Source organism: Amycolatopsis circi (genome assembly GCF_003385235.1).
Taxonomy (GTDB): domain Bacteria; phylum Actinomycetota; class Actinomycetes; order Mycobacteriales; family Pseudonocardiaceae; genus Amycolatopsis; species Amycolatopsis circi.
Map to the genome: position 1 here is coordinate 1 of NZ_PQIA01000088.1, position 23,604 is coordinate 23,604.

Sequence of the window (23,604 nt, forward strand, 5' to 3'; positions counted from 1 at the left end):
AGTGGAACGCGCTAGTGCGACGCCAGCCACACCACCACGCCCACACCCCCAACCAGCACCCGCACACCCCGCCACCAACACCAGAAACCACCACAAAAAACAACCAGTGGATCCAGGTCTGATTCCCTCAAGGAGTCCTTCACGGAACGAAAATCAGCACTCGATGACGTTCACGGCCAACCCGCCGCGCGCAGTCTCCTTGTACTTCACCGACATGTCCGCGCCGGTCTCGCGCATGGTCTTGATCGCCTTGTCCAGCGTCACCACGTGGCTGCCATCGCCGCGCAACGCCATCCGCGAGGCATGAATAGCCTTGGACGCGCCCACCGCATTGCGCTCGATGCACGGAATCTGCACCAGCCCGCCCACCGGATCGCAGGTGAGCCCGAGGTGATGCTCGACCCCGATCTCAGCCGCGTTTTCCACCTGCGCGGGCGATCCGCCCTGCACCTCGGTCAATCCGGCGGCCGCCATCGCCGAGGCCGAACCGACCTCGCCCTGGCAGCCGACCTCGGCGCCCGAGATCGAGCCGGTCTGCTTGAGAATCGACCCGATAGCCCCAGCGGTGAGCAAGAACGTGACGATGCCGTCGTCCGACGCGCCGCGCACAAATCGCTGGTAGTAGTGCAGCACCGCAGGAATGATCCCCGCCGCACCATTCGTCGGAGCAGTGACGACGCGTCCGCCCGCGGCGTTTTCCTCGTTCACGGCAAGGGCGTACAGGCTCACCCAGTCCATGGCGTACAACGGATCGTCCGCGCCGTCTTCGGCGAGCAGCTTGTCGTGCAACGACTTCGCTCGGCGAGGCACCTTCAATCCGCCGGGCAGCACGCCTTCGTGCGTGTACCCGTTGCGCACGCACTCGACCATCACCTGCCAGATCTCCAGCAGTCCGGCCCGAACCTCCTCGCGGCTGCGCCAGGAAAGCTCGTTCCGCAGCATGATCTCGCTGATCGGCAGCCCGGTGTCCGCGCAATGCTTCAGCAAGTCCGCACCGGTGCGGAACGGGTAAGGCACCGGTGTGGAATCCTCGACGAAAACCGTGTCGGTCTCGTACGACTCGTCCCGCACGAACCCGCCGCCGACCGAGTAGTACGTCCGTTCCCGCAGCAGCGAACCGTCCGCGTCGAACGCCCGGAACACCATCCCGTTCGGATGCGCGGGCAGCGACTTCCGCCGGTGCATCGTCAGGTCGGTGTCCTCGACGAACGCCACCTCGTGCGTCCCGCCGACCGCCAGCCGGCCGGACTCCCGGATCGCCGCCACCTTGGCGGGCACCGTGTCGGTGTCGATCTCCTCCGGCTTCTCGCCGGAGAGCCCCAGCAGCACCGCTTTGTCGCTGCCGTGCCCGAAACCGGTCGCGCCGAGGGAACCGAACAACTCGGCCTGCACTCGCGCGACCCGGTCCAGCACTCCGTCCTCGACCAGACCGTCCACAAAGGTCTTGGCCGCCCGCATCGGGCCGACCGTGTGCGAACTCGACGGCCCGATGCCGATCGAAAACAGGTCGAAGACGCTGATCGCCATTGATCCGCCCCTTCTCTTAGTTCCTCGCCAGCACGCTGCTGGCTTCTTGCGCCGCCGGTCCTTCGGCGGTCAGGTGGGCGAGGTTCTCCGGCAATTCCTCGCCCCGGTGTGCCTTGGTCTGCGCGTACAACCGGCCCGCGCGATACGACGACCGGACCAGCGGCCCCGCCATCACACCAGGGAATCCAATAGCCTCAGCGGTTTTCGCGTGCTCCACGAACTCCTCCGGCTTGACCCAGCGGTCGACCGGGTGGTGTCGCGGCGAGGGGCGCAGGTACTGGGTGATGGTGATGATCTCGCAGCCCGCGTCGAAGAGGTCCTGCAACGCGACGCTGACCTCTTCCGGCGTCTCGCCCATCCCGAGGATCAGGTTCGACTTCGTCACCAAACCCGCCGCACGAGCCTGCGTGATGACATCCAACGACCGCGCGTAGCGGAACCCGGGACGGATCCGCTTGAAGATCCGCGGCACCGTCTCCACGTTGTGCGCCAACACTTCCGGACGCGACCCGAACACCTCAGCCAGCTGATCCGGCTCCGCGTTGAAGTCCGGGATCAACAACTCGACACCGGTACCAGGGTTCAACGCGTGAATCTGACGCACCGTCTCCGCGTACAGCCACGCACCACCGTCGGCGAGGTCGTCGCGGGCGACACCAGTGATCGTCGAGTACCGCAACCCCATGGCCTGCACCGACTCCGCGACCTTCCGCGGCTCAGTACGGTCCAACGCAGCAGGCTTGCCCGTGTCGATCTGGCAGAAATCACAGCGCCGCGTGCACTGGTCACCACCGATCAGGAACGTGGCTTCCCGGTCCTCCCAGCATTCGTAAATGTTGGGACAACCCGCCTCTTCACAAACCGTGTGCAGACCCTCGCGCTTCACCAAGCCCTTCAGCTCAGTGAACTCCGGGCCCATCCGCACCCGCGTCTTGATCCACGACGGCTTCTTCTCGATCGGGGTCTCGCTGTTGCGCACCTCAAGCCGCAACAACTTCCGCCCCTCGGGCTGCGCGCTCATCGGCTCAGGTCCGCGTACAGCGGGTGCTTCTTCGCCAGCAGCTCGACCCGGTCGCGCAGCGCCTGCTGAGCGGCCTCGTCGAAGTCCGGCTTGAGCGTCTCGGCGATGATGTCGGCGACCTCGGTGAAGTCCTCCGCGCTGAACCCGCGGGTGGCCAGCGCCGGGGTGCCGATCCGCAGGCCTGAGGTGACCATCGGCGGACGCGGGTCGAACGGCACCGCGTTGCGGTTGACGGTGATCCCGACCGAGTGCAGCCGGTCCTCCGCCTCCTGGCCGTTGAGCTGGGAGTTCACCAGGTCGACCAGCACCAGGTGCACGTCGGTGCCGCCGGTGAGGACGCGGACGCCCGCCTCGGCGCAGTCGGTGCGCGACAGCCGGTCGGCGAGGATCTTCGCGCCTTCCAGGGTGCGCTCCTGGCGCTCGCGGAACGCGTCGGTCGCGGCGATCTTGAGCGCCACGGCCTTGGCCGCGATCACGTGCTCCAGCGGACCGCCCTGCTGGCCGGGGAACACCGCCGAGTTGATCTTCTTCGCCAGCTCCTGGCGGGAGAGGATCAGGCCGCCGCGCGGGCCGCCGAGGGTCTTGTGCGTGGTGGTCGTGACGATGTCGGCGTGCGGCACCGGCGACGGGTGCAGTCCGGCGGCGACGAGGCCGGCGAAGTGCGCCATGTCGACCATCAGCTTGGCGTCGACCAGGTCGGCGATCCGGCGGAACTCGGCGAAGTCGAGCTGGCGCGGGTAGGCCGACCAGCCGGCCACGATCAGCTTCGGCTTGTGCTCGACCGCCAGCCGCTCGATCTCGGCGACGTCGACGATCCCGGTCTCCTTGTCGACGTGGTAGGCGACCACGTTGTACAGCTTGCCGGAGAAGTTGATCTTCATCCCGTGCGTCAGGTGGCCGCCGTGCGCGAGGTCGAGGCCGAGGATCGTGTCGCCCGGCTTCAGCACCGCGAACATCGCCGCCGCGTTGGCCTGCGCGCCCGAGTGCGGCTGCACGTTCGCGTGCTCCGCGCCGAAGAGCGCCTTGGCCCGGTCGATCGCGAGCTGCTCGACGACGTCGACGTGCTCGCAGCCGCCGTAGTAGCGGCGGCCCGGGTAGCCCTCGGCGTACTTGTTGGTCAGCACCGAGCCCTGCGCCTCGAGCACGCCGACCGGCGCGAAGTTCTCCGAGGCGATCATCTCGAGCGTCGACTGCTGGCGGTCCAGCTCCGCGGCCACCGCGGCGGCGACCTCGGGGTCCGCCTCGGACAGAGGGGCGTCGAACGGGGCGGTCATCAGTTCTCCTGGGTCAGCTCGGCGTACGCGGACGCGTCGAGCAGCTCCGGGACGTCGCCCGAGAGCCGCACCTGCAGCAGCCATCCTTCGGTGTAGGGGTCGGAGTTGATGACCTCGGGGGTGTCGGTTGTGGCCTCGTTCACCGCCACCACCTCGCCGCTGACCGGCGAGTACAGCTCGCTGACCGATTTCGTCGACTCGACCTCGCCGAACACCTCGCCCGCGGTGACGGTGTCGCCGACGCCGGGCAGCTGCACGAACACGATGTCGCCGAGCGAGCCGGCCGCGAACGCGGTGATGCCCACCGTCGCGACGCCGTCGGAGACCGACAGCCACTCGTGTTCCTTCGTGTAGGACAGGTTCTGGGGGATGCTCATGTGTTCGGGGGCCTTTCAGGCTCGGGAGTAGAAGGGCAGGGCGACGACCTCGACCGGCTCGACGCGGCCCCGGATGTCGACGGACAGCGCGGTGCCGGGCTCGGAGTGCTCCCGGTCTACATACGCCATGGCGATCGGGTAGCCCAGCGTCGGCGACAGCGCGCCGCTGGTGATCTCCCCGATAGTGGCATCCCCGGACAGCACGGCGTACCCGTGCCGCGGGGCGCGGCGGCCGGTGCCGCGCAGGCCGACCCGCACGCGCGGGACGTCGGCCTTCTTCAGCTCCTCCAGGGCCGCGCGGCCCACGAAGTCACCCGGCTTTTCGAACTTCACGACCCGGCCGAGACCGGCGGCGAACGGGTTCAGCTCGCGGCTGAGTTCGTTGCCGTACAACGGCATTCCGGCTTCCAGGCGCAGCGTGTCGCGGCAGGCGAGTCCACACGGGACCAGACCGTGCTCCTGGCCCGCCTCGGTCAGCAGCCGCCACAACGCCGGAGCGTCGGCCGCGGGCACGAACAGCTCGAAGCCGTCCTCGCCGGTGTAGCCGGTGCGGGCCAGCAGGACCTCGTGGCCCTTCACGACCGCGGGCACGCTCGCGTAGTACTTCAGCGAGGCGAGGTCGGCGTCGGTCACCGCGGCGAGCACGTCGACCGCCTTCGGGCCCTGAACCGCGATCAGCGCGGTGTCCGCGGACCGGTTCTCCACCACCGCGTCGAACCCGGCGACGCGCTCGGCCAGCGCGTCCGCGACCACGGCGGCGTTGCCCGCGTTGGCCACGACCAGGTACTCCTCGTCGGCGAGCCGGTAGACGACCAGGTCGTCCAGCACGCCGCCGTCGGCGTCGCAGATCATCGTGTAGCGGGCGCGGCCCGGCTTCACGCCGGTCAGGTTGCCGACCAGCGCGTAGTCGAGCACGTCGGCGGCCTGCGCGCCGCGGACGTGGATCTCGGCCATGTGCGACAGGTCGAACAGCCCGGCCGCCTCGCGCACGGCCTTGTGCTCGGCCAGTTCGCTGGCGTAGCGCACCGGCATCGACCAGCCGGCGAAATCGGTGAAGAGGGCACCGAGGTTCTTGTGCACCTCGTGCAGGGGGGTTTCAGACATGCGGGCCTTTCGTAGTCGTGAGTGGCGATCGCGGTTCTAACCGGGATTGCCACTCACGAGTCGTACGCGTCGAGGGGCGGGCACGAGCAGACGAGGTTGCGGTCGCCGCGCGCGCCGTCGATCCGCCGCACCGGCGGCCAGTACTTGTTTTTGCGCGACACCGCCGCCGGGTACACCGCCAGCTCGCGGTCGTAGTCCGCGGTCCACTCGCCGACGATCGACGACGCGGTGTGCGGCGCGCCGCGCAGCGGGCTCGTCTCGGCGGTCCAGCGACCGGCCGCGACCTCGTCGATCTCGTGCCGGATGGCGATCATCGCCTCGCAGAACCGGTCGATCTCGGCGAGGTCCTCGCTCTCGGTGGGCTCGACCATGAGCGTGCCCGCGACCGGGAACGACATGGTCGGCGCGTGGAAGCCGTAGTCGATGAGCCGCTTCGCGACGTCGTCCACGGTCACGCCGGTTTCCTTGGTGATGCCGCGCAGGTCGAGGATGCACTCGTGCGCGACCAGGCCGTCCTGGCCGGTGTAGAGCACCGGGTAGTGCGGTGCGAGCCGGGCGGCGATGTAGTTGGCCGCGAGCACCGCGACCTTTGTGGCCTCGGTGAGCCCGGGCGCGCCCATCATCCGCACGTACGCCCAGGAGATCGGCAGGATCGACGCCGAGCCGTAGGGCGCGCCGCTGATCGGGCCGACGCCGGTGTCCGGTCCGGCCTGCGCGAGCAGCGGGTGGTTCGGCAGGTACGGCGCGAGGTGTTCGCGCGCCGCGACCGGGCCGACGCCGGGGCCGCCGCCGCCGTGCGGGATGCAGAAGGTCTTGTGCAGGTTCAGGTGCGAGACGTCGCCGCCGAACTCGCCCGGCTTGGCCAGGCCCAGCAGGGCGTTGAGGTTCGCGCCGTCGACGTACACCTGGCCGCCGCCGTCGTGCACGATCTTGGCGAGGCGCTCGATGCCGTGCTCGTAGACGCCGTGCGTGGACGGGTAGGTGACCATGATCGCGGCGAGGTCGCCGCTGTGGCTGTCCACTTTGGACTGCAGGTCTTCGAGGTCGACGTTGCCCTCGTCGGTGCACTTGACCACGACGACGCGCATCCCGGCGAGCACCGCGGACGCGGCGTTGGTGCCGTGCGCGGACGACGGGATCAGGCAGACGTCGCGCTCGGGCTGGCCGTTCGCCCGGTGGTAGGCGCGGATGGCCAGCAGCCCGGCGAGTTCGCCCTGGCTGCCCGCGTTCGGCTGCAGCGACACCTGGTCGTAGCCGGTGACCTCGGCGAGCCAGCCGGCCAGCTGGCGGACCAGCTCGTGGTAGCCCTCGGCGTCCTCGGCGGGCGCGAACGGGTGGATGCCCGCGAACTCGCGCCAGCTGATCGGCTCCATTTCGGCGGTGGCGTTGAGCTTCATCGTGCAGGAGCCGAGCGGGATCATCCCGCGGTCGAGCGCGAAGTCCTGGTCGGCGAGGCGGCGCAGGTAGCGCAGCATCGACGTCTCGGACCGGTGCGTGCTGAACACCTCGTGCGTCAGGTAGCCGCTCTCGCGGGCGAGGCCGTTCGGGAGCGCCTGCGCGGCTTCCCACCCACCGTCGACACCGAAGGCGCGAAGCACCTTCGCGAGCGTGTCGGGACGCGTGACCTCGTCGGAGGCGATGCGGACGTGGTCGGCGTCGATGTGGCCAAGGTTGATCCCCGCCTCGCGCGCAGCCGCGTGCACCTCAGCAGCGCGGCCAGGCACCTTCGCGACGACAGTGTCGAAGAAGGCCTCATGCGCGACCTCGACGCCACCGGCACGCAGCGCGTTCGCGAGACCGGCCGCGAGTTCGTGAACCCGCGTCGCGATCGCCTTCAAGCCGTCGGGACCGTGGTAGACCGCGTACATCGCCGCGAGCACCGCGGGCAGCACCTGCGCGGTACAGATGTTGGAGGTCGCCTTCTCGCGACGAATGTGCTGCTCGCGCGTCTGCAACGCGAGGCGGTACGCGGTGTTCCCGTCCGCGTCCACGGACACGCCCACGAGACGGCCCGGCAGAGAGCGCTCAAGACCGGCGCGCACCGCCATGTACCCGGCGTGCGGACCGCCGTAGCCCAGCGGCACGCCGAAGCGCTGCGTGGAGCCGACAGCGACGTCCGCGCCGAACTCGCCGGGCGCGGCGATCAAGGTGAGCGCGAGCAGGTCGGCAGCGACCGTGTACAGCGCTCCCGCGGCCTTCGCCGCTTCGGAAACCGCGTGGTAGAAACCGCGTCCGCGCAGCACGCCGGACGCGCCGGGGTACTGCACGACCACGCCGAAGAACTCCTCGGGCAGCCCGGTGAGCAGGTCGCGCACCTGCACGTCGATGCCGAGACCGGCGGCGCGGGTCCGCACGACCTCGACGGTCTGCGGAAGGCATTCGGAGTCGAGAACGACCACATTGGACTTCGACTTCGACGCCCGCCGCATCAACGTCATCGCCTCGGCGACCGCGGTGGACTCGTCGAGCATCGAGGCGTTGGCGATCGCCAGCCCGGTCAGGTCGGACACCGCGGTCTGGAAGTTCAGCAGCGCTTCGAGCCGGCCCTGCGAGATCTCCGGCTGGTACGGCGTGTACGCGGTGTACCAGGCCGGGTTCTCCAGCACGTTGCGGCGGATCACGCCCGGGGTGACGGTGTCGGAGTAGCCGAGGCCGATCATCTGCGTCATCGGCCGGTTGCGCGCGGCGAGCGCACGCAGCTCGGCGGTGGCCTCTTCCTCGGACGCCGGCGCGGGAATCGCCAGGTCGTCGGCGGTGCGGATGGCGGACGGCACCGCCGCTTCCACGAGGGCGTCCAGGCTTCCGTAACCGCATTCGGCGAGCATCTTCGCCCGCTCGGCCTCGCCGGGACCGATGTGGCGGGTGTCGAAGGGGGTGGAGGTGATGGGAGCTCCTCGGGACGGGCACCGGGCGCGGCGGTGCACTGGGAACTCCCCCTCTGTCATGGGCACCTGAGAGTTTCACCGCACTCGACGCGGCTTTCACCTTGGGTGAGGCGCGGGTGCGCCTGCTTTCCAGAGTGGCCTCGCCAAAAGCGGTAGCGGTTACCTGAGAGATTCCGGGGAGTTTGCTCCTTCGGTGTCCCACTGCATGCATGGGACTCTCCCGCTCCGGCTCGAACGGCCCTGTGTTCAGTTATGGGGTACAGCACGTGGTGGCGGCCACTCTACCTGCCGCTTCACGCCGCAGTCCAGCGCGCCCGGCCTACGCCACACCCCCTTGCCAAAGGTCCGTGAAGGGCTCCTTGAGGGAATCTGATTCCCTCAAGGAGCCCTTCACGGACAGTCACAGCGGGGTTACGTAAGCGCCCGAGATGCCGCCGTCGACGAGGAATTGGGCGGCGGTGATGAAGCTGGCGTCGTCGCTGGCGAGGAAGGCCACCGCGGCGGCGATCTCCTCTGGTTCGGCGAAGCGGCCGACCGGGACGTGCACCAGGCGGCGGGCCGCGCGCTCCGGGTCCTTCGCGAAGAGTTCCTTCAGCAGCGGCGTGTTGACCGGCCCCGGGCACAGCGCGTTGACCCGGATGTTCTCGCGCGCGAACTGCACGCCCAGCTCGCGCGTCATCGCGAGCACGCCGCCCTTCGAAGCGGTGTAGGAAATCTGCGACGTCGCGGCTCCCATCACGGCCACGAACGACGCGGTGTTCACGATCGAACCGCGGCCCTGGCGCTGCATGTGCGGCAACACGGCCTTGCAGCACAGGTACACCGAGGTCAGGTTGACCCGCTGCACCTTCTCCCAGGCTTCGATGCCGGTGGTGAGGATCGAGTCGTCCTCGGGTGGCGAGATACCCGCGTTGTTGAACGCGACGTCGACCGCGCCGAACTCGTCGACCGTCGTCTGGAAAAGGGCCTCGACCTGGTCTGCGTCCGTGACGTCGACCTGGACGAAGGCCCCGCCCACGGCGTCGGCGGCCGCCTTGCCCTGCTCTGGCGCGACGTCGCCGATCACGACCTTCGCGCCCTCGCTCGCTAATCGTTTAGCGGTGGCGAGGCCGATGCCGCTCGCGCCGCCGGTGATCACCGCGACGCGGCCGTCAAAACGCTGCACCATCTATTCCTCCGTGCTCAGGAAAACGTTCTTCGTCTCGGTGAAAGCGGCGGCGGCATCAGGGCCCAGCTCGCGGCCGAGGCCGGACTGCTTGAAGCCGCCGAAGGGCGTCCAGTAGCGGACCGACGAGTGCGAATTCACCGACAGGTTCCCGGATTCGACGCCGCGCGCGACGCGGAAGGCGCGGCCGACGTCGCGGGTCCAGATCGAACCGGACAGGCCGTATTCGGTGTCGTTCGCCATCCGCACGGCCTCGGCCTCGTCGCGGAAGCGGACCACCGCGACGACCGGGCCGAAGATCTCGTCGCGGGCCAGCGGATCGTCGAGTCCCGGCGGGATTACGACGGTCGGCGCGAACCAGTAACCCGGCCCGGACGGCGCACTGCCGCGGAAGGCGACCGGCGTCTGCTCGGTGACGTAGGAGGAGACTTTGGCGTGGTGGTCAGCGGAAATCAGCGGCCCCATCTCGGTCGCCTCATCGCCCGGGTCGCCGACGACGACACCCTGCACCGCGGGTTCCAGCAGTTCGAGGAACCGGTCGTAAACGTTGTCCTGCACCAGGATCAGCGACCGCGCGCAGCAGTCCTGACCGGCGTTGTCGAACACTCCGTACGGCGCGGTCGCCGCGGCTTTCTCCAGGTCGGCGTCGGCGAACACGATGTTGGCGTTCTTGCCGCCCAGCTCCAGCGTCACCCGCTTGACCTGCGCGGCGCACCCGGCCATGACCTGCTTGCCGACCTCGGTGGAGCCGGTGAACACGACCTTGCGCACCGCCGGATGCGTGACAAACCGTTGTCCGACAACCGATCCCTTGCCCGGGAGCACCTGGAAGACGTCTTCCGGGATTCCCGCTTCGCGCGCGAGTTCGGCCAGCCGCAGTGCGGTGAGCGGCGTCAGCTCGGCCGGTTTGAGCACGACCGTGTTGCCCGCCGCGAGCGCGGGCGCGAAGCCCCAGCCCGCGATCGGCATCGGGAAATTCCACGGCACGATCACGCCGACCACGCCCAGCGGCTCGTGGAAGGTCACGTTGACGCCGCCGTCGACCGGGATCTGCTTGCCCAGCAGCCGTTCCGGCGCACCGGCGGAGTATTCGAGCAGGTCGCGCACGTTGCCCGCTTCCCAACGCGCGTTGCCGATGGTGTGCCCGGAGTTCTCGACCTCCAGCCGGGCGAGGTTCTCCACGTCGGCGTCGACCGCGTCCGCGAACCGGCGCAGCAGCCTCGCCCGATCACCCGGGGCGACCGCCCGCCAGGCCGGGAACGCGGCGTGCGCGCGAGCGATCGCGGCGTCGGTCTCCGCCTCGGTGGTCAACTCGACCTGGCGCACCACTTCCGCGGTCGCCGGGTTGCGCACCTCGAACGTCGTCATTTCCCCTCCTGCGCGGCGTTCACCAGCGCGGCGAACAGCCGGACGTCGTCGCTGTCCTGCTCCGGATGCCACTGCACGCCGAGCAGGAACTCCCCCGGCATCTCCGCGGCCTCGATCGTCCCGTCCGCCGCGTGCCCGGACGGGATCAAGCCGGAGCCGAGCCGGTCAATCGCCTGATGGTGGTAGCACTGGACTTTCGTTTCCTGGCCCAGAATCGCTGCCGCGCGCGTGCCGTCGACCAGGTTGACCGTGCTGGTGCCGAACGTCGCCGGAGCTGGTTGATGCGTTGCGTCGCCCAGGGTTTCCGGCAGGTGCTGCGAGAGCGTGCCGCCGAGCGCGACGTTGATCACCTGCAGCCCGCGGCACACGCCGAGCACCGGTTTACCGGCCGCGCGCGCCGCCTCGAACAGGCCGAACTCGAACGCGTCACGGTCCGGACGGATGTACGTCGCCGGGTGCGGCTCCTGGTCGTAACGGCTGGGCTCGACGTCCGCGCCGCCGGTAAGAACGAGACCGTCGATGCGCTCGACGAGGCTGGCGTAGTGGTTCGTGACCGGCGGCAGCAGCACCGGAACCCCGCCCGCCTTGACCACGCAGTCCGCGTACACCCGGTGCAGCAGCGTCGCTTCGGTGTCCCAGGCCAGGAACTTCGCCCGCTCCGAATAGGTGCTGAGCCCGATGACGGGTGGGTCAGAGTCGTTCGAAACCACGGATGCGCTCCCAATCGGTCACAGCTCGCTCGTACGCTTCGCGCTCGATCCGCGCGGCATTGAGGTAATGGTCGACCACATCGGCGCCGAAGGCATCTCGCGCGATACGGCTGGCTTCGAGGACTCGAGCGGCTTCAGCAAGTGTGACGGGCACAGTCGGCTTGTCGGACGCGTACGCGTTGCCTACGAACTCAGGCTCCAACGGCAGTTCGTTCTCGATGCCGTGCAGCCCAGCAGCGATCATCGCGGCGACTGCGAGGTACGGGTTCACGTCTCCGCCGGGTACGCGGTTCTCGACGCGCAACGCGTCACCGTGCCCGACAACGCGCAGCGCGCACGTACGGTTGTCCGTGCCCCACGCGATCGCTGTCGGTGCGAAGCTGCCAGGGACGTAGCGCTTGTAGGAGTTGATGTTCGGGGCGAAGAAGTACGTCAGCTCGCGCAACGCTTCCAGCTGTCCGGCGAGGAAGTGCTGCATCAGCTTCGAGAAGCCGTGGTCGCCGTCGCCGGGAAGCACCGCTTCGCCGGACTTGCCGCGAAGGCTCAGATGGATGTGGCAGGAGTTGCCCTCGCGTTCGTTGTACTTCGCCATGAACGTGAGGCTCTTGCCCTCCTGCGCGGCGATCTCCTTCGCGCCGTTCTTGTAGATGCCGTGGTTGTCGCACGTCGCGAGCGCTTCGGCGTACCGGAAGGCGATCTCGTGCTGCCCCGGGTTGCACTCGCCCTTCGCCGACTCCGGGTACAGGCCCGCGCCCGCCATCCCGTTGCGGATCCGGCGCAGCAGCGGCTCGATGCGCGCGGTGCCGAGCATGGAGTAGTCGACGTTGTACTGATTGGACGGTTTGAGGTCGTGGTAGCGCTTGTCCCACGCGGACTCGTAGGAGTCGTCGAACACGATGAATTCGAGTTCGGTGCCCACGTACGCCTTGAGGTCGTGCTCGGCGAGCCGGTCGAGCTGACGGCGCAGCACCTGGCGCGGCGAAACTGAAACCGGGCCGCCCTGCACGCGCTCGACGTCCGCGAGCACCAGCGCCGTGCCCTCCTGCCACGGAATCTCCCGCAGCGTCGCGAAGTCCGGGCGGAGCACGAAGTCGCCGTAGCCGCTCTGCCAGGACGAGATGTCGTAGCCGTCGACAGTGTTCATGTCCACGTCCACCGCGAGCAGGTAGTTGCACGCCTCGGTGGCGTGGCCGGCCACCTCTTCGAGGAAGTACTCCGCCGAACAGCGCTTGCCCTGGAGCCGCCCCTGCATGTCGGTGAGCGCGACGAGCACCGTGTCGATCGTGCCGGCCGTCACCCGTTCGCGGAGATCTTCGAGCGTGAGCATTCCTCGCCTGGCCGCCATCGCATCGCCCCAAAGGTTCGGATCAGGTCCTTTGCGGCTTCTTCCTACCCGGACACCGGGCACCGGTCAATCCGCTAAAAGGTATTTTCTTAGACCTTTAAACGCGGGTTTCGCCCGGCTCACCCGCGCGGCGCCTGCTATGTCCGGGTTGCCCGGCTGAGAAGATACTGTGAATCGGGTGCGTCCGGGACCAAATCCGCCGCCTCGTGCGTTGGACCGGGCAAGAGAGGTGAGAGGGATGACTGAAGCATTCACGCAGACCACGTTCAGCCAGCAGCAGGCGCGGCCGCAGCTCCCGACGCTGCCCACCGGGTGGCCGATCGGGTCGTACGAGTCCTACGAGCAGGCCCAGCAGGCCGTCGACCACCTCGCGCACGCTGACTTCCCGGTCGCCGACGTCACCATCGTCGGCGTCCAGCCGATGCTCGTCGAGCGCATCGCGGGCAAGATGAGCTGGAGCCGGATGCTCAGCAGCGCGGCCATGTCCGGCGCGGTGTTCGGCCTGTTCCTGGGCCTGGTGCTGAGCATGCTCAACCCGGCCGCCGGACTGCTGTCGATCGTGCTCGGCCTCGCCGCGGGTGTCGTGTTCAACGTGGCCTTCGGCGCGCTGGGCTACGCGGCGAACCGCAACAAGCGCGGGTTCATCTCGCAGAGCCAGCTGGTCGCCCAGCGCTACGACGTGCTGTCGCAGCCGCGCAACGCCGAGAAGGGCCGCCAGCTGCTGGCGGACCTGGCCGCGCGCTCGGCGTTCAAGTACTGAGTTCCGGCAACTCGCCTCCCGGGCGCCCGGGCCGTTCGCGGCCTGGGCGCCCGGTTTCGCGTTCCGGGCTTGGGGCCACGAGTCCGGCGAGTGATCGGGCCGGCGAAACAAGAGGCAGCTCCGGCGATTCCGGCCCGGTTCTCGCTCGTGCCCGGGGGTCTGGCAACGACCGTAGCCTCGGATGCGGCTGCCGGAGTTGCAGCGGCTGGAGCTGCGGCGGGTCTCGTGCGCGCCTATGCCGGTTCTAACCGGAATTAACACGCACGACCGCACTACCTCGTCGGCGGAGCAGGCTTCGCCGGGCTGCTCGGCGGAACCGGCGTCGCGGACGTCGCCGGGGCCTTCGGGATCGCCGCCGCGAACGGCACCCCGGCGTCCTCCCGGCAGTATCCGCGAGAACCGTTGTAGCCGTTGACGTTCCCGTGGTCGTCCTGCACTCCCTCGACGACCTTCGGACGCGGGAACTGGTTGTCCTGCCCGGTCATCTGACTCGTGCCGGTGTCCTTCTCGCAGCCGTAGCGCGTGATCGTGAGCGGGCGGCCGCGGTCGTCGTACACGTAGACGTTCTCAAGCGGTTTGCCGTTCGCGTCGAAGACGTACAGGTTGCTCAGTTCGTGGGAGCCGTAGCGCAGCGCCTCGTTGCCGTTGACGTCGTCGTACACCGATGCGGCGTACGGCGGGGTGGAGTTCGACGAATACGTGCGGTCCCGGACGAGGTTGACCGCCGCGCCGAGGCCGCCGAACGCGCTGCCCACCACGAACGCCGACACCGGCACCGCGATCCACAGCATCCGTCCGTCGACCTTGATCCGCGGGCCCGCCCACATCACCAGGCCCGCGCCGACGAGCAGCACCGGCAGCAGCAGGACCGCGTGCAGGTCCCGGATCATCAGCAGCAGCCCGAACGCCAGCAGCGCGAACCCGCAGACCACCCACCACGCCGGCTTCAGCGAGTTGAGATACGTGAGCGCGCGGTCGGCCGAGCGGTCCTCCCGCATCGACTTCACCATCGCCCGCGCGCGGACCACCTCCGGCAGCTCCCGCATCGCATCGAGCCCGCGGAGCAACAGGAATGCCACGCTCACCGCGAACACCGGGGCCAGCAGGACCATCCCGGCCAGCGCCTCGGAATCGAAGCGCACCGCGGTGTAGAACGCGACCATCGCCGTGCCCGCCGCGCAGAACACCAAGCCCCACAAGGCAAGCCGCGGTCCAACGCGACCCGGCTTCGCCGTCGCCGCTGCCGGCAGGACCTCGGTCGCCGCTTCCGGGGCCGCCGGAGCGGGCGGGTAGCCGCCGGACGCCCGCAGTTCGGCCGCGTAGCTCTCCGGAGTGCCGAGCCGCGCGACGAGATCCTCGACCCGCGCCGCCGCCCCGACTTCCGATTCCATCTCGGCCAGCTGCGGCCGGACGTCCTCGAGCAGTTCCTCGATCTCGTTCGCGGGCAGATCCGCGAGCGCGGTGCGCACCCTCGACAGGTACCCCCGCGCGGCCGTCGGCTTGTCCGTGCTCATGCTGCCTCTCCCCGATTAGTGCCGCGGACGTGCCGCCGCGGTCGCGCCTGCCCGCGCGGTCAGGCCTGCTCTTTCGCCAAACTGTCCATAATGGACGCGAAGCTGCGCCACGTGCGCGCCGATTCGGCGAGCCGCGCCCTGCCCCGGTCGTTCAAGCTGTAGTACTTGCGGTGCGGGCCCTCTTCGCTCGGAACCACATACGACGTCAGCAATCCCGCCTTGTACAGCCGCCGCAGCGTGCCGTACACCGAGGCGTCCCCGACCTCTTCCAGACCGGCGACGCGAAGCCTTCGCAGCACGTCGTAGCCGTACCCGTCGTCGTCGCGCAGCACCGCGAGCACAGCCAGGTCCAGCACTCCCTTGAGCAGCTGACTGATCTCCACGGCGTTCCTTCCCGGTCCTGCGCGAGAGAAACTACCACGCATAGCGCAGTAGTGTGCGCCGCGAGCGGCCGTCCGGCGGTATCGCTGCCCATTCGGCCAGGTCAGCAGGAGACGAATAGCCAGGTATACGGCGTAGACTTCCGTGGTCTACAGTGTAGACATGGTCGAGATCCCGACAGCCGAACGGCTCGCGGCGGCGGCGCGCGAGATCATCGCCGCCGAGGGCGCGTCGGCGGTCAGCATGCGCCGGGTCGCCGAGGCCGCCGGAGTCACCGCGATGGCGATCTACCGGCATTACGAGAACCGCGAGGTCCTGCTGCGCGCGGTCGCCGACGCCACCGGCCGGGAACTGGGCGCGGCGTGGAAAGACCCGTCGCCGGACGGCGAATGGATCGACCGCTTCGACGCGCTGCTGGACCGGTTCCTGGATTTCGCGCTCGGCCAGCCGCATCTGTACCGCTTCCTGATGACCGACGGCTGGGCGCGGGCCCGGATGTATCCCGACGGCTACCGCGAACCCGGCTCGCCGCCGTTCACCGCGCTGGTCCGGCTGATCGAAGAAGGCATCCGCGACGGCGTGCTGCGCGACGACGATCCGCTGGAAGCCGCGCTGACTGTCAGCACGCAAACGCAAGGCATGGTGCTCTACTACCTCGCCGGCCGGATGGCGGCGACGGAACCCGAGTTCCGCGCGCTGTGCCGACGTACTTCGCGGAGAATTTTCGATGGCCTCAGACCGTAATGCCCGCTGGCGGATCCCGGCCGCACTGCTTTCCTCGGCGGTACTCTTCTACTTCGGCACCGGCCTCGCGCCGATCGTCGTGCTCACTTGGCTCGCACCGTTTCCGGTGCTGCTGCTGGCAACCCGCGTCGGCGGCTGGACCGCCGCGGGTACCGCATTCGGCGCTTTCCTGCTCGGCACCGCGAATATGTGGGCCTACCAAGCACATTCCGGCGACGAGCCGTTGTGGCCGTTCGGTGCCGCCATTGATATCGGGATGTCGCTGGTGTTCACGTTCGCGGTGTGGCTGTTCTGGGCCTTAGTGCACCGCCGCCGGACGCTGCTGGCCAGCCTGGCCGCACCGGCGGCGTGGACCGCTCTCCTGTACCTGATTGCCACGCTGAACCCGATGGGCATGATGGGTTCCCTTGCCAACGACCAGGGCGACGCGCCGCTCGTGCTGCAAACCGCTTCGTGGGCCGGGATGTGGGGCGTCGAGTTTTTGGTGCTGCTGCCCGCTTGCGCGGTCGCCGCGATGTGCGCGCCCGGAGCTTCTCGCCTCCGCACTGGTATCGTCGCCGCGGTCATCGTGGTTCTCTCCCTTGGCGGCGGCGCCCTACGGCTTTCCGGCACGGGCGGCCCAACGGTGCGGATGGCGGCGATCACGCAAAACGCTGGCTACCACTGGGGTCCGGCGCTCGGCACCGCTCAAGGCCGCGCCCTGGTCCAGGACTACGTCCAGCAAATCTCAGCCATGCCGGACGGCGTGCGGCTCGTCGTCTTGCCCGAAGCCGCTTTCAGCGCGCAAGAGGAATGGCCAGCCGCCCTGGTCGAGCCGATGCGGCGCGCAGCCAAGGCCCGAGGTGCGGCGATCATCGTCGGCTTGGAGTACTACGACCGCCCCGGCAAGCACAACTACGACTACGCACTGGCCTTCCCCGCCGACGGCTCGGCACCCGCCCGCTACCTGAAGCACCACGACCTGGTGAGCCCACCGGGCCGGGACCTGGTGTTCGTCCCAGGCGCGGACGTCCCGACCGGCTTGGTGATCTGCGGCGACACGACGTTCACCGCCCCCGCCCGCGACTACGCCGCCGCCGGTTCGCTCGTCCTCGCCATCCCGGCGGAACTGGCGGTCCCGCCCGGCAGCAACGACGAGGGCGGCTGGCAGCACACCCGCAACGCGCTGCTCCGAGGTGTCGAAAGTGGACAGTCGATAGCGCTCTCCGACGCGAACGGAAGTCTGATGCTGTCCGACGGCTACGGCCGCGTCCTCGGCGAGGCACGCACCGGCGGACCGGCCCCGTTCACGACTGCCATCGCCGACGTTCCGGCTGGTCCCGGCCAGACGTTCCACACCCGCTTTGGTGATTGGTTCGCTTGGCTCGCGCTGGGGATTACCTTTGCTGGCTTGGTTTTCGCTCGCCTTCGTGCGGCTAAGCAGCCCGTGTCCGCCGCTGGCGCCTCGGAGACCGCTGGTTCGAAGGTGCCGACCGGTTCATAGCCGGTTCCCGCCAGACCAGCGGGCCGCACTGCCCAGCCAACGCTTCCTCACCGGCTTCGACGACCGGCTCGCGCTCGCAGTCACCGCTGCTGGCTTGGTCTCCCCTTCGCCTCCGCGCGACTACGCCGCTGCGTCCGCCACTGGCGCGTCGGACACCGCTAACCCGAAACACCGACCGGCGCACGAACTACTCCCACCAGACCGCCGAACCACACCACCCAGCCAGCGCCCCGCACCCGTTTCGACAACCGGCGCGCGCACGCAATCACCGCCGCTGACTCGACCTCCCCCTCGCCACCGCCCGACCACGCCGCCGCGCCCGCCGCTGATGCCTCGGACACCGTCGGCCCGAAAACACCCACCGGCGCACGAATAGCTCCCACCAGACCGCCGAACCACACCACCCAGCCAGCGCCCCGCACCCGTTTCGACAACCGGCGCGCGCACACAATTACCGCTGCCGACTCGACCTCCCCCTCGCCACCGCGCGACTACGCCGCCCGCGTCCGCCGCTGATGCCGTCGGCCCGAAAACATCAACCGGTCCACGAACTACTCCCACCAGACCGCACTGCCCAGCCAACGCCCCCGCACCCGCTTCGACAACCGGCTCACGCACGCAATCACCGCTGCCGACTCGGCCTCCCCCTCAGCTCCGCGCTACTACGCCGCCGCCTCCGCCACTGGCACGTCGGAAAACACCAACAGGTTCATAACCAGACCGCCGAACCGCACCGCCCCGCTAGGCCACCGCCCGAGCCCGCCTCTGACAACGCGGACACGAAAACGACGACCGGTTCATGAACGGCTCCCGCTGGATAGGCGAACCGCACCGGCGGCACGGCATCCCCTCTTGGCCGTAAGCGTCCAGCGAGCGCTCGAAGTAGCCCGACTCTCCGTTCACATTCACATAAAGCGCGTCGAACGACGTACCGCCCGCGACCAACGCCGCCGACATCACGTCACTGGCCGCGGACACCAGTGTTCGCCCTTGCGCGGCAGTGAGTTTCTCGGTCGGCCGGGACCAATGCAGTTTGGACCGCCACAAAGCCTCGTCGGCGTAGATGTTGCCGACACCGGACACCAGCGTCTGGTCGAGCAGCGCGCGTTTCACCTCCGTGCGCCGCGAACGCAACGCGCGCACGGCGGCCTCCGGATCGAACTTCGGGTCCATCGGGTCCCGGGCGATGTGCGCGATGGTGCCGGGCAGGCTGTCGCCGTCGACCTCGACCAGTTCGTCCAGGGCCAGGCCGCCGAACGTGCGCTGGTCGACGAAGCGCAGTTCTGGTCCCCCGTCGGCGAAACGGACTCGGACGCGCAGATGTTTCTCGTCCGGCGCGCCCTCGGCTTGCACCAGCATCTGGCCGCTCATGCCGAGATGCGCCAGCACCGCCTCGCCGTCGGACAGGTCCAGCCACAGGTATTTGCCGCGACGCCGGGCCGCTTCGATCGTGACTCCGGCGAGCCGTCCGGTGAAGTCGGCGGCTCCTTGCGCGTGCCGCCGGATGGCGCGGTCGTGCAGCACCTCGACGGCCCGGACGGTACGGCCGGCGACGTGCGCTGCGAGACCGGCGCGGACGGTCTCGACCTCGGGTAGTTCGGGCATGTGCTCATTCTGCCCGCCACCCCCGACAAAAACCGGGGCCGGTGCGCCTCAGCGACGAAAAACGGGGCTGGCCGACGTCGAAGTCGGCCAGCCCCGGGAAGAGAGAAAACGACTCAGCTCGCGTCGTCGCCCGTGCCGAGTTCCTCCGACAGAGCCCGCCAGGCGGTCTCCGCGGCCTTCTGCTCGGCTTCCTTCTTCGTGGTGCCGTTGCCTTCGCCCAGCGCTCGGCCCGCCACCAGCACGGTGGCGGTGAATTCCTTGCGGTGGTCGGGACCGCTGTCCTCGACGCGGTACTCGGGCACGCCGAGTCCCCCGGAGGCGGTCAGCTCCTGCAGGCTGGTCTTCCAGTCGAGGCCGGCCCCGCGCAGCGGAGCCTCGGCCAGCAACCCGTCGAAGAGGTGGTGCACGAGCTTGCGCGCGACCTCGATGCCGTGCGCGAGGTACGTGGCGCCGATGACGGCTTCGAGACCGTCGGCGAGGATGCTCGCCTTGTCCCGGCCGCCGGTGAGCTCTTCGCCCTTGCCCAGCAGCAGATGCGCCCCGAGCCCGCCCTCGCCGAGCCCGCGCGCGACGCCGGCCAGCGCGTGCATGTTGACGACGCTGGCGCGCAGCTTCGCGAGCTGACCCTCGGGCAGGTCGGGGTGGGTGGTGTAGAGATGGTCGGTGACGACGAGGCCGAGCACCGCGTCTCCGAGGAACTCCAGTCGCTCGTTCGGCGGCAGGCCGCCGTGCTCGTACGCGTACGAGCGGTGCGTGAGCGAAAGACGGAGCAGCTCGGGGTCGAGAACGACCCCGAGCGCCTCGATCAACGATGCGGGTTCGGCCGCGGGTCCTCCGACGGGCTTACCCCCCATGGTCGGCTGCCCGCTCAGGCGGGCTCGACGACCTGGCGGCCGTTGTGCTGGCCGCAGGCCGGGCAAGCGACGTGCTGGATTTTGGGCTGGCGGCAGGCGCGGTTGGAGCAGGGCACCAGCTGAACCGGAGCCGCCTTCCACTGGCTGCGGCGGGAGCGCGTGTTGGATCGCGACATCTTCCGCTTCGGGACGGCCACGAGTAGATCTCCTTCAAACGGTCTGCTCGCGGATGCGAGCGAACTTACTTCTCCCGGATCGAGCTGGACGCTCGTCAGGCTTGCTCTCCGGAGCCGTGCGCAGGCTTTTCGCCCGCGTTCTCGTCGAATCGCTCGACCAGCGCGGCCCACCGAGGATCTATCTTCTCATGCCCGTGTCCGGGCTCGAGATCGGCCCACTTGACGCCGCATTCGATGCACAGTCCCGGGCAGTCCTCGCGGCACAGCGGGGCGAGCGGAAGCGCCAGCACCACGGCGTCGCGGACGGTCGGCTCGAGGTCGATCCGGTCGTCGACCAGACGGGGGATCTCGTCCTCGTCGGTGGTCTCCTCGGTGGCCGAGCCCGGGTAGGCGAACAGCTCGGTGAGATCCACCTCGATGTTCTCGGTGACCGGGTCGAGGCAGCGCGAGCACTCGCCGGCGGCGACCGCCTCGGCGGTGCCGGTGACGAGAACGCCCTCGACGACGGATTCGAGCATCAGGTCGAGCTCGACGGGCTCGCCTTCGCGGATTTCGAGCACGCCGGGGACGCCGAGCGCGGTCGGCACGGGCGCGCTGCGGCGCAGCTCCCGGCTGAGTCCCGCGCGGCGGCCTAGCTCACGGGTGTCGACCACCCACGGGCTGCGGACGTCGAGCTGCGCGGGGCGGGGGTTCTGGGCAGGGTTTTCGGACATCGCCTACCAGCGTACGCAGGCCCCTGCGGCACTGCTGGAGGCGGCCGGGCCTTGTGAGTGCTGGCGCCGGTTCTCACCGGCATCAACACGCACGGGACTCCCGCCGCTGGGCGTGCGTTCAGCCGGTTCCGCAAAGTCCCGCCGCCAGTCTCGTGAGTGGCAATCGCGGTTCTAACCGGGATCGCCACTCACGAGGTCAGACCTGGTAGTCGTACAGCGTCGAGCGGCCCCCGCCGTGGCCGGTCGACGGCGAGCGCAGGTGGTTGCGGCCCGAGTCGACGGTGCGCAGCGTGGTGGCCAGCAGCTCGGAGAACTCGGCCAGCTTGCCGTCCACGTACGCGTCGCAGTCGGCGCGCTGGCGGTCGGCCTCGGCGTGCGCCTCGTCGACTATGCGCGCGGATTCGGCGTGCGCGGCCTGCACGACCTCGGTCTGCGAGACGAGCCGGGTCTGTTCGGCGCGGGCGTCCTCGATCGCGCGGTCGTAGGCGTCGCGGCCGGCCTGGATCATCCGCTCGGACTCGGCGCGGGACCGTTCGGTGAGGTTCTGGTACTCGGCCTGTCCGCCCGCGACCATGCGCTCGGCCTCGTTGTGCGCGTCGCCCAGCATCTGCTCCGCGCGGGCGCGCGCGTCGGCGAGGATGCGCTCGGCCTCGGACGTGGCGTCCGACACCGTCCGCTCGGCTTCCTCGTTCGCGCCGGCGACGGTCTCCCCCGCCTCCTTGCGCGCGGCCAGCAGCAGGTCGTCGCGTTTGTCGAGGACGTCCTGCGCGTCGTCCACTTCTCCGGGAAGCGCGTCGCGGACGTCGTCGAGCAGCTCGAGGACGTCGCCGCGGGGCACCACGCAGCTGGACGTCATGGGAACCCCACGGGCCTCTTCGACGATCGTGACGAGCTCGTCGAGTGCCTCGAAAACCCGGTACACGGCCACTCCCTCAAGCAGTTTCCCCGATCACTGGCTTCCAGTCTGCCCGCTTCGCAGCCTGAACCGGTGAACGAGCACCCGACCGGGCGTGTCCTGGCACGGAACGAAAGGGGCGGCCCCACCCGCCGGTGGGGCCGCCCCGCCGCGCCGCGATCAGCTGTTGAGATCGATCTTCTGGAAGGTGGCGTAGTGGTCCGGCGTGTAGACGAGTTCGCCGCCGTCGCCGGAGATCACCCGGTCCTCCGAGCCGACGTCGTACAGCGTGTAGTAGCCGGCGTCGCACGCGGGCAGGACGCCCTCGCGGTTCTCGTAGGTGATGCCGTCGCTGAGGGTGCCCGCACGCACGCCGTCGACGACCTTCTTGGCCTCGTCCGACAGCGTCGAGTAGCCGACCGGGCTCAGCTTCGACAGGTCGCCGCACTTCGCAGGGGTGCTGCCGCCGTCGATGTCGATGACCTGGAACGTCGCGTAGTGGTCGCCGGTGTAGAAGTACTCGCCGCCCTGGCCGGTCACGATCCGGCGGGTGCCGCGGTTGCTCGAACCGGGCGTGGGCACGGTGTACTCGTGGTAGTAGCTCGACGCGCAGGAGGGCAGGATCCCCTCGCGGTTGGTGAACACGACGCCGTCGTTCTTCGGGTACGGGAACGGCCCGTTGGTCTGGATGAGCTTGTAGGTGTCAGTCGCCTGCGCGGGCAGCGCCGACAGCTTGACGTGCGTGAAACCGGACAGATCCCCACAGGAGTTCTGCTTCGGCTGCACGGACGCCGGAGCCGCCGGGGACAGCGGGACGGCCTCCGCGGCCGTGCCGAACCCCAGGAAACCGACCAGCAGTGCGAAAAGGACACCGACTATGCGGCTGCGGTTGTTGGTCATTTTCGGACGGTAACCCGGTCGGGTAGTCCGCAGAATGACGCGAGGTGAACAGCTTCAGGCCGCGGCCGAAGTCCCGACGAAGGCAGTAATCCGTTCAGGCTAAATCGGCCGCTGGGCTGGCGGTCCGCTCCGGCCCGCCACTCACGCCCGGCGAGGCGGACTCGACGTCCGTGAGGGGAACCCTGAGGGACTCAGAGTCCCTCAGGGTTCCCCTCACGGACCGCAAGCCCGGGCTCCCGCCAGCACGCCTAGCCTTGAATCCCAGGCATTGGGACGGACGAGGTCAGTCCCGTTTGGCGTAGACCGCGACGAGGCGTTCGTACACCACCGGCGGCACCAGGTTCTCGATGTCGCCGCCGAGCGCGGCGATCTCCTTGACCAGCGAGCTGGACACGAAGCCGTACGCCGGGTTGTTGGCCATCAGCAGCGTTTCGAGGCCGGTCAGCTCGCGGTTCATCTGGGCCATCTGCAGCTCGTAGTCGAAGTCGCTGACCGAGCGAAGGCCCTTCGCGACCGCGGCGATGTCGTTCTCGCGGCAGTAGTCCACGAGCAGGCCCTGCCACGAATCGACGCGCACGTTCGGCAGCTTCGCGGTGATCTCGCGCAGGATCTCCATGCGTTCCTCGACGCTGAAGAGACCCTTTTTGCTCTTGTTCACCCCCACCGCGACGACGACCTCGTCGAAGAGCTTCGATGCCCGCTCGATGATGTCGAGATGTCCGTTGGTGGCCGGATCGTAAGAACCGGGACAGACCGCACGCCGCATGGCGCGGACGCTATCAAGCCACGCGGTCGCGCGCGCT

General features: G+C 69.1%; 22 protein-coding genes and 1 riboswitch. Of the genes, 3 read left to right on the forward strand and 19 right to left on the reverse strand.

The annotated features are described in order from the left end of the window. Positions 1-153: 153 nt before the first annotated feature. The 10 genes from D0D37_RS30360 to D0D37_RS30400 all read right to left on the reverse strand — a co-directional run bounded on the left by D0D37_RS30360 (position 154) and on the right by D0D37_RS30400 (position 12,776). On the reverse strand, positions 154-1,527 hold the full coding sequence (locus D0D37_RS30360) for an L-serine ammonia-lyase (protein ID WP_116204027.1): 1,374 nt from the start codon (positions 1,525-1,527) through the stop codon (positions 154-156). A gap of 16 nt (positions 1,528-1,543) precedes the next feature. Beyond that, positions 1,544-2,548: a lipoyl synthase gene (gene lipA, locus D0D37_RS30365; protein ID WP_116204028.1), complete on the reverse strand. Its 1,005-nt coding sequence runs from the start codon at positions 2,546-2,548 to the stop codon at positions 1,544-1,546. Continuing rightward, complete coding sequence (gene glyA, locus D0D37_RS30370; RefSeq protein ID WP_116204029.1) at positions 2,545-3,822, reverse strand: serine hydroxymethyltransferase; 1,278 nt, start codon at positions 3,820-3,822, stop codon at positions 2,545-2,547. Before glyA ends, lipA begins: the two co-directional genes overlap by 4 nt. Further along, positions 3,822-4,199 (reverse strand): glycine cleavage system protein GcvH, encoded by a 378-nt coding sequence (gene gcvH / locus D0D37_RS30375; protein WP_116204030.1) that lies wholly within the window; start codon positions 4,197-4,199, stop codon positions 3,822-3,824. The genes glyA and gcvH overlap by 1 nt, the downstream gene beginning before the upstream one ends. A 15-nt stretch (positions 4,200-4,214) precedes the next feature. Then, positions 4,215-5,303 carry a glycine cleavage system aminomethyltransferase GcvT gene (gcvT, locus tag D0D37_RS30380; RefSeq protein ID WP_116204031.1) on the reverse strand — a complete coding sequence of 363 codons (1,089 nt, stop codon included), beginning with the start codon at positions 5,301-5,303 and terminating at the stop codon, positions 4,215-4,217. Positions 5,304-5,356: 53 nt separating this feature from the next. Beyond that, positions 5,357-8,188: an aminomethyl-transferring glycine dehydrogenase gene (gene gcvP / locus D0D37_RS30385; protein WP_116204057.1), complete on the reverse strand. Its 2,832-nt coding sequence runs from the start codon at positions 8,186-8,188 to the stop codon at positions 5,357-5,359. 140 nt (positions 8,189-8,328) lie between these two features. After that, positions 8,329-8,421, reverse strand: a riboswitch (glycine riboswitch). A 167-nt stretch (positions 8,422-8,588) separates the two neighbouring features. Continuing rightward, entirely contained in the window at positions 8,589-9,356 is a 768-nt protein-coding gene (locus D0D37_RS47540) for a 3-oxoacyl-ACP reductase (RefSeq protein ID WP_037811639.1), read from the reverse strand. Beyond that, the gene (locus D0D37_RS47545; RefSeq protein WP_208720220.1) at positions 9,357-10,721 is read right to left on the reverse strand and encodes an aldehyde dehydrogenase family protein; all 1,365 of its coding nucleotides are present in this window, start codon (positions 10,719-10,721) and stop codon (positions 9,357-9,359) included. Beyond that, positions 10,718-11,431 carry a gamma-glutamyl-gamma-aminobutyrate hydrolase family protein gene (locus D0D37_RS30395; protein ID WP_116204032.1) on the reverse strand — a complete coding sequence of 238 codons (714 nt, stop codon included), beginning with the start codon at positions 11,429-11,431 and terminating at the stop codon, positions 10,718-10,720. Before D0D37_RS30395 ends, D0D37_RS47545 begins: the two co-directional genes overlap by 4 nt. After that, a complete protein-coding gene (locus D0D37_RS30400; protein WP_208720221.1) occupies positions 11,412-12,776 on the reverse strand; it encodes a glutamine synthetase family protein in 1,365 nt (454 codons plus the stop codon). Before D0D37_RS30400 ends, D0D37_RS30395 begins: the two co-directional genes overlap by 20 nt. A gap of 238 nt (positions 12,777-13,014) precedes the next feature. On the opposite strand from D0D37_RS30400, the gene D0D37_RS30405 reads away from it, so the two are divergent. Beyond that, positions 13,015-13,536, forward strand: a complete 522-nt coding sequence (locus D0D37_RS30405) for a YflT domain-containing protein (protein WP_116204034.1) — start codon at positions 13,015-13,017, stop codon at positions 13,534-13,536. Positions 13,537-13,808: 272 nt separating this feature from the next. On the opposite strand, the gene D0D37_RS30410 is transcribed toward D0D37_RS30405, so the two are convergent. Continuing rightward, the gene (locus tag D0D37_RS30410; protein WP_116204035.1) at positions 13,809-15,050 is read right to left on the reverse strand and encodes an HAAS signaling domain-containing protein; all 1,242 of its coding nucleotides are present in this window, start codon (positions 15,048-15,050) and stop codon (positions 13,809-13,811) included. Between the two features lie 59 nt (positions 15,051-15,109). Then, the gene (locus tag D0D37_RS30415; protein ID WP_116204036.1) at positions 15,110-15,433 is read right to left on the reverse strand and encodes a PadR family transcriptional regulator; all 324 of its coding nucleotides are present in this window, start codon (positions 15,431-15,433) and stop codon (positions 15,110-15,112) included. Between the two features lie 160 nt (positions 15,434-15,593). Here D0D37_RS30415 and D0D37_RS30420 point away from each other — a divergent pair, with 160 nt between their 5' ends. After that, positions 15,594-16,175, forward strand: coding sequence for a TetR/AcrR family transcriptional regulator (locus D0D37_RS30420; RefSeq protein ID WP_116204037.1), 582 nt, complete (start codon positions 15,594-15,596; stop codon positions 16,173-16,175). Continuing rightward, positions 16,159-17,658, forward strand: a complete 1,500-nt coding sequence (locus tag D0D37_RS30425; RefSeq protein WP_116204038.1) for a nitrilase-related carbon-nitrogen hydrolase — start codon at positions 16,159-16,161, stop codon at positions 17,656-17,658. The genes D0D37_RS30420 and D0D37_RS30425 overlap by 17 nt, the downstream gene beginning before the upstream one ends. Positions 17,659-18,399: 741 nt before the next feature. On the opposite strand, the gene mutM is transcribed toward D0D37_RS30425, so the two are convergent. The 7 genes from mutM to coaD all read right to left on the reverse strand — a co-directional run bounded on the left by mutM (position 18,400) and on the right by coaD (position 23,567). After that, a complete protein-coding gene (gene mutM / locus D0D37_RS30430) occupies positions 18,400-19,263 on the reverse strand; it encodes a bifunctional DNA-formamidopyrimidine glycosylase/DNA-(apurinic or apyrimidinic site) lyase (protein ID WP_116204039.1) in 864 nt (287 codons plus the stop codon). Between the two features lie 113 nt (positions 19,264-19,376). Next, positions 19,377-20,117 carry a ribonuclease III gene (rnc, locus tag D0D37_RS30435; RefSeq protein ID WP_208720222.1) on the reverse strand — a complete coding sequence of 247 codons (741 nt, stop codon included), beginning with the start codon at positions 20,115-20,117 and terminating at the stop codon, positions 19,377-19,379. A gap of 14 nt (positions 20,118-20,131) precedes the next feature. Continuing rightward, positions 20,132-20,314 carry a 50S ribosomal protein L32 gene (gene rpmF, locus D0D37_RS30440; RefSeq protein ID WP_009074209.1) on the reverse strand — a complete coding sequence of 61 codons (183 nt, stop codon included), beginning with the start codon at positions 20,312-20,314 and terminating at the stop codon, positions 20,132-20,134. A 74-nt stretch (positions 20,315-20,388) separates the two neighbouring features. Then, on the reverse strand, positions 20,389-21,006 hold the full coding sequence (locus tag D0D37_RS30445) for a YceD family protein (protein ID WP_116204041.1): 618 nt from the start codon (positions 21,004-21,006) through the stop codon (positions 20,389-20,391). Between the two features lie 196 nt (positions 21,007-21,202). Then, positions 21,203-21,928, reverse strand: a complete 726-nt coding sequence (locus tag D0D37_RS30450; RefSeq protein ID WP_116204058.1) for a DivIVA domain-containing protein — start codon at positions 21,926-21,928, stop codon at positions 21,203-21,205. A 153-nt stretch (positions 21,929-22,081) separates the two neighbouring features. Then, positions 22,082-22,801: a ribonuclease domain-containing protein gene (locus D0D37_RS30455; protein WP_116204042.1), complete on the reverse strand. Its 720-nt coding sequence runs from the start codon at positions 22,799-22,801 to the stop codon at positions 22,082-22,084. A 283-nt stretch (positions 22,802-23,084) separates the two neighbouring features. Continuing rightward, the gene (coaD, locus tag D0D37_RS30460) at positions 23,085-23,567 is read right to left on the reverse strand and encodes a pantetheine-phosphate adenylyltransferase (RefSeq protein ID WP_116204043.1); all 483 of its coding nucleotides are present in this window, start codon (positions 23,565-23,567) and stop codon (positions 23,085-23,087) included. Positions 23,568-23,604 lie beyond the last annotated feature (37 nt).

Coding starts and splice junctions, on each gene's coding strand:
- D0D37_RS30360 (WP_116204027.1), bottom strand. CDS start 1,527: ATGGCGATCAGCGTCTTCGACCTGTTTTCGATCGGCATCGGGCCGTCG.
- lipA (WP_116204028.1), bottom strand. CDS start 2,548: ATGAGCGCGCAGCCCGAGGGGCGGAAGTTGTTGCGGCTTGAGGTGCGC.
- glyA (WP_116204029.1), bottom strand. CDS start 3,822: ATGACCGCCCCGTTCGACGCCCCTCTGTCCGAGGCGGACCCCGAGGTC.
- gcvH (WP_116204030.1), bottom strand. CDS start 4,199: ATGAGCATCCCCCAGAACCTGTCCTACACGAAGGAACACGAGTGGCTG.
- gcvT (WP_116204031.1), bottom strand. CDS start 5,303: ATGTCTGAAACCCCCCTGCACGAGGTGCACAAGAACCTCGGTGCCCTC.
- D0D37_RS47540 (WP_037811639.1), bottom strand. CDS start 9,356: ATGGTGCAGCGTTTTGACGGCCGCGTCGCGGTGATCACCGGCGGCGCG.
- D0D37_RS47545 (WP_208720220.1), bottom strand. CDS start 10,721: ATGACGACGTTCGAGGTGCGCAACCCGGCGACCGCGGAAGTGGTGCGC.
- D0D37_RS30400 (WP_208720221.1), bottom strand. CDS start 12,776: ATGGCGGCCAGGCGAGGAATGCTCACGCTCGAAGATCTCCGCGAACGG.
- D0D37_RS30405 (WP_116204034.1), top strand. CDS start 13,015: ATGACTGAAGCATTCACGCAGACCACGTTCAGCCAGCAGCAGGCGCGG.
- D0D37_RS30410 (WP_116204035.1), bottom strand. CDS start 15,050: ATGAGCACGGACAAGCCGACGGCCGCGCGGGGGTACCTGTCGAGGGTG.
- D0D37_RS30420 (WP_116204037.1), top strand. CDS start 15,594: ATGGTCGAGATCCCGACAGCCGAACGGCTCGCGGCGGCGGCGCGCGAG.
- D0D37_RS30425 (WP_116204038.1), top strand. CDS start 16,159: ATGGCCTCAGACCGTAATGCCCGCTGGCGGATCCCGGCCGCACTGCTT.
- mutM (WP_116204039.1), bottom strand. CDS start 19,263: ATGCCCGAACTACCCGAGGTCGAGACCGTCCGCGCCGGTCTCGCAGCG.
- rnc (WP_208720222.1), bottom strand. CDS start 20,117: ATGGGGGGTAAGCCCGTCGGAGGACCCGCGGCCGAACCCGCATCGTTG.
- D0D37_RS30445 (WP_116204041.1), bottom strand. CDS start 21,006: ATGTCCGAAAACCCTGCCCAGAACCCCCGCCCCGCGCAGCTCGACGTC.
- D0D37_RS30455 (WP_116204042.1), bottom strand. CDS start 22,801: ATGACCAACAACCGCAGCCGCATAGTCGGTGTCCTTTTCGCACTGCTG.
- coaD (WP_116204043.1), bottom strand. CDS start 23,567: ATGCGGCGTGCGGTCTGTCCCGGTTCTTACGATCCGGCCACCAACGGA.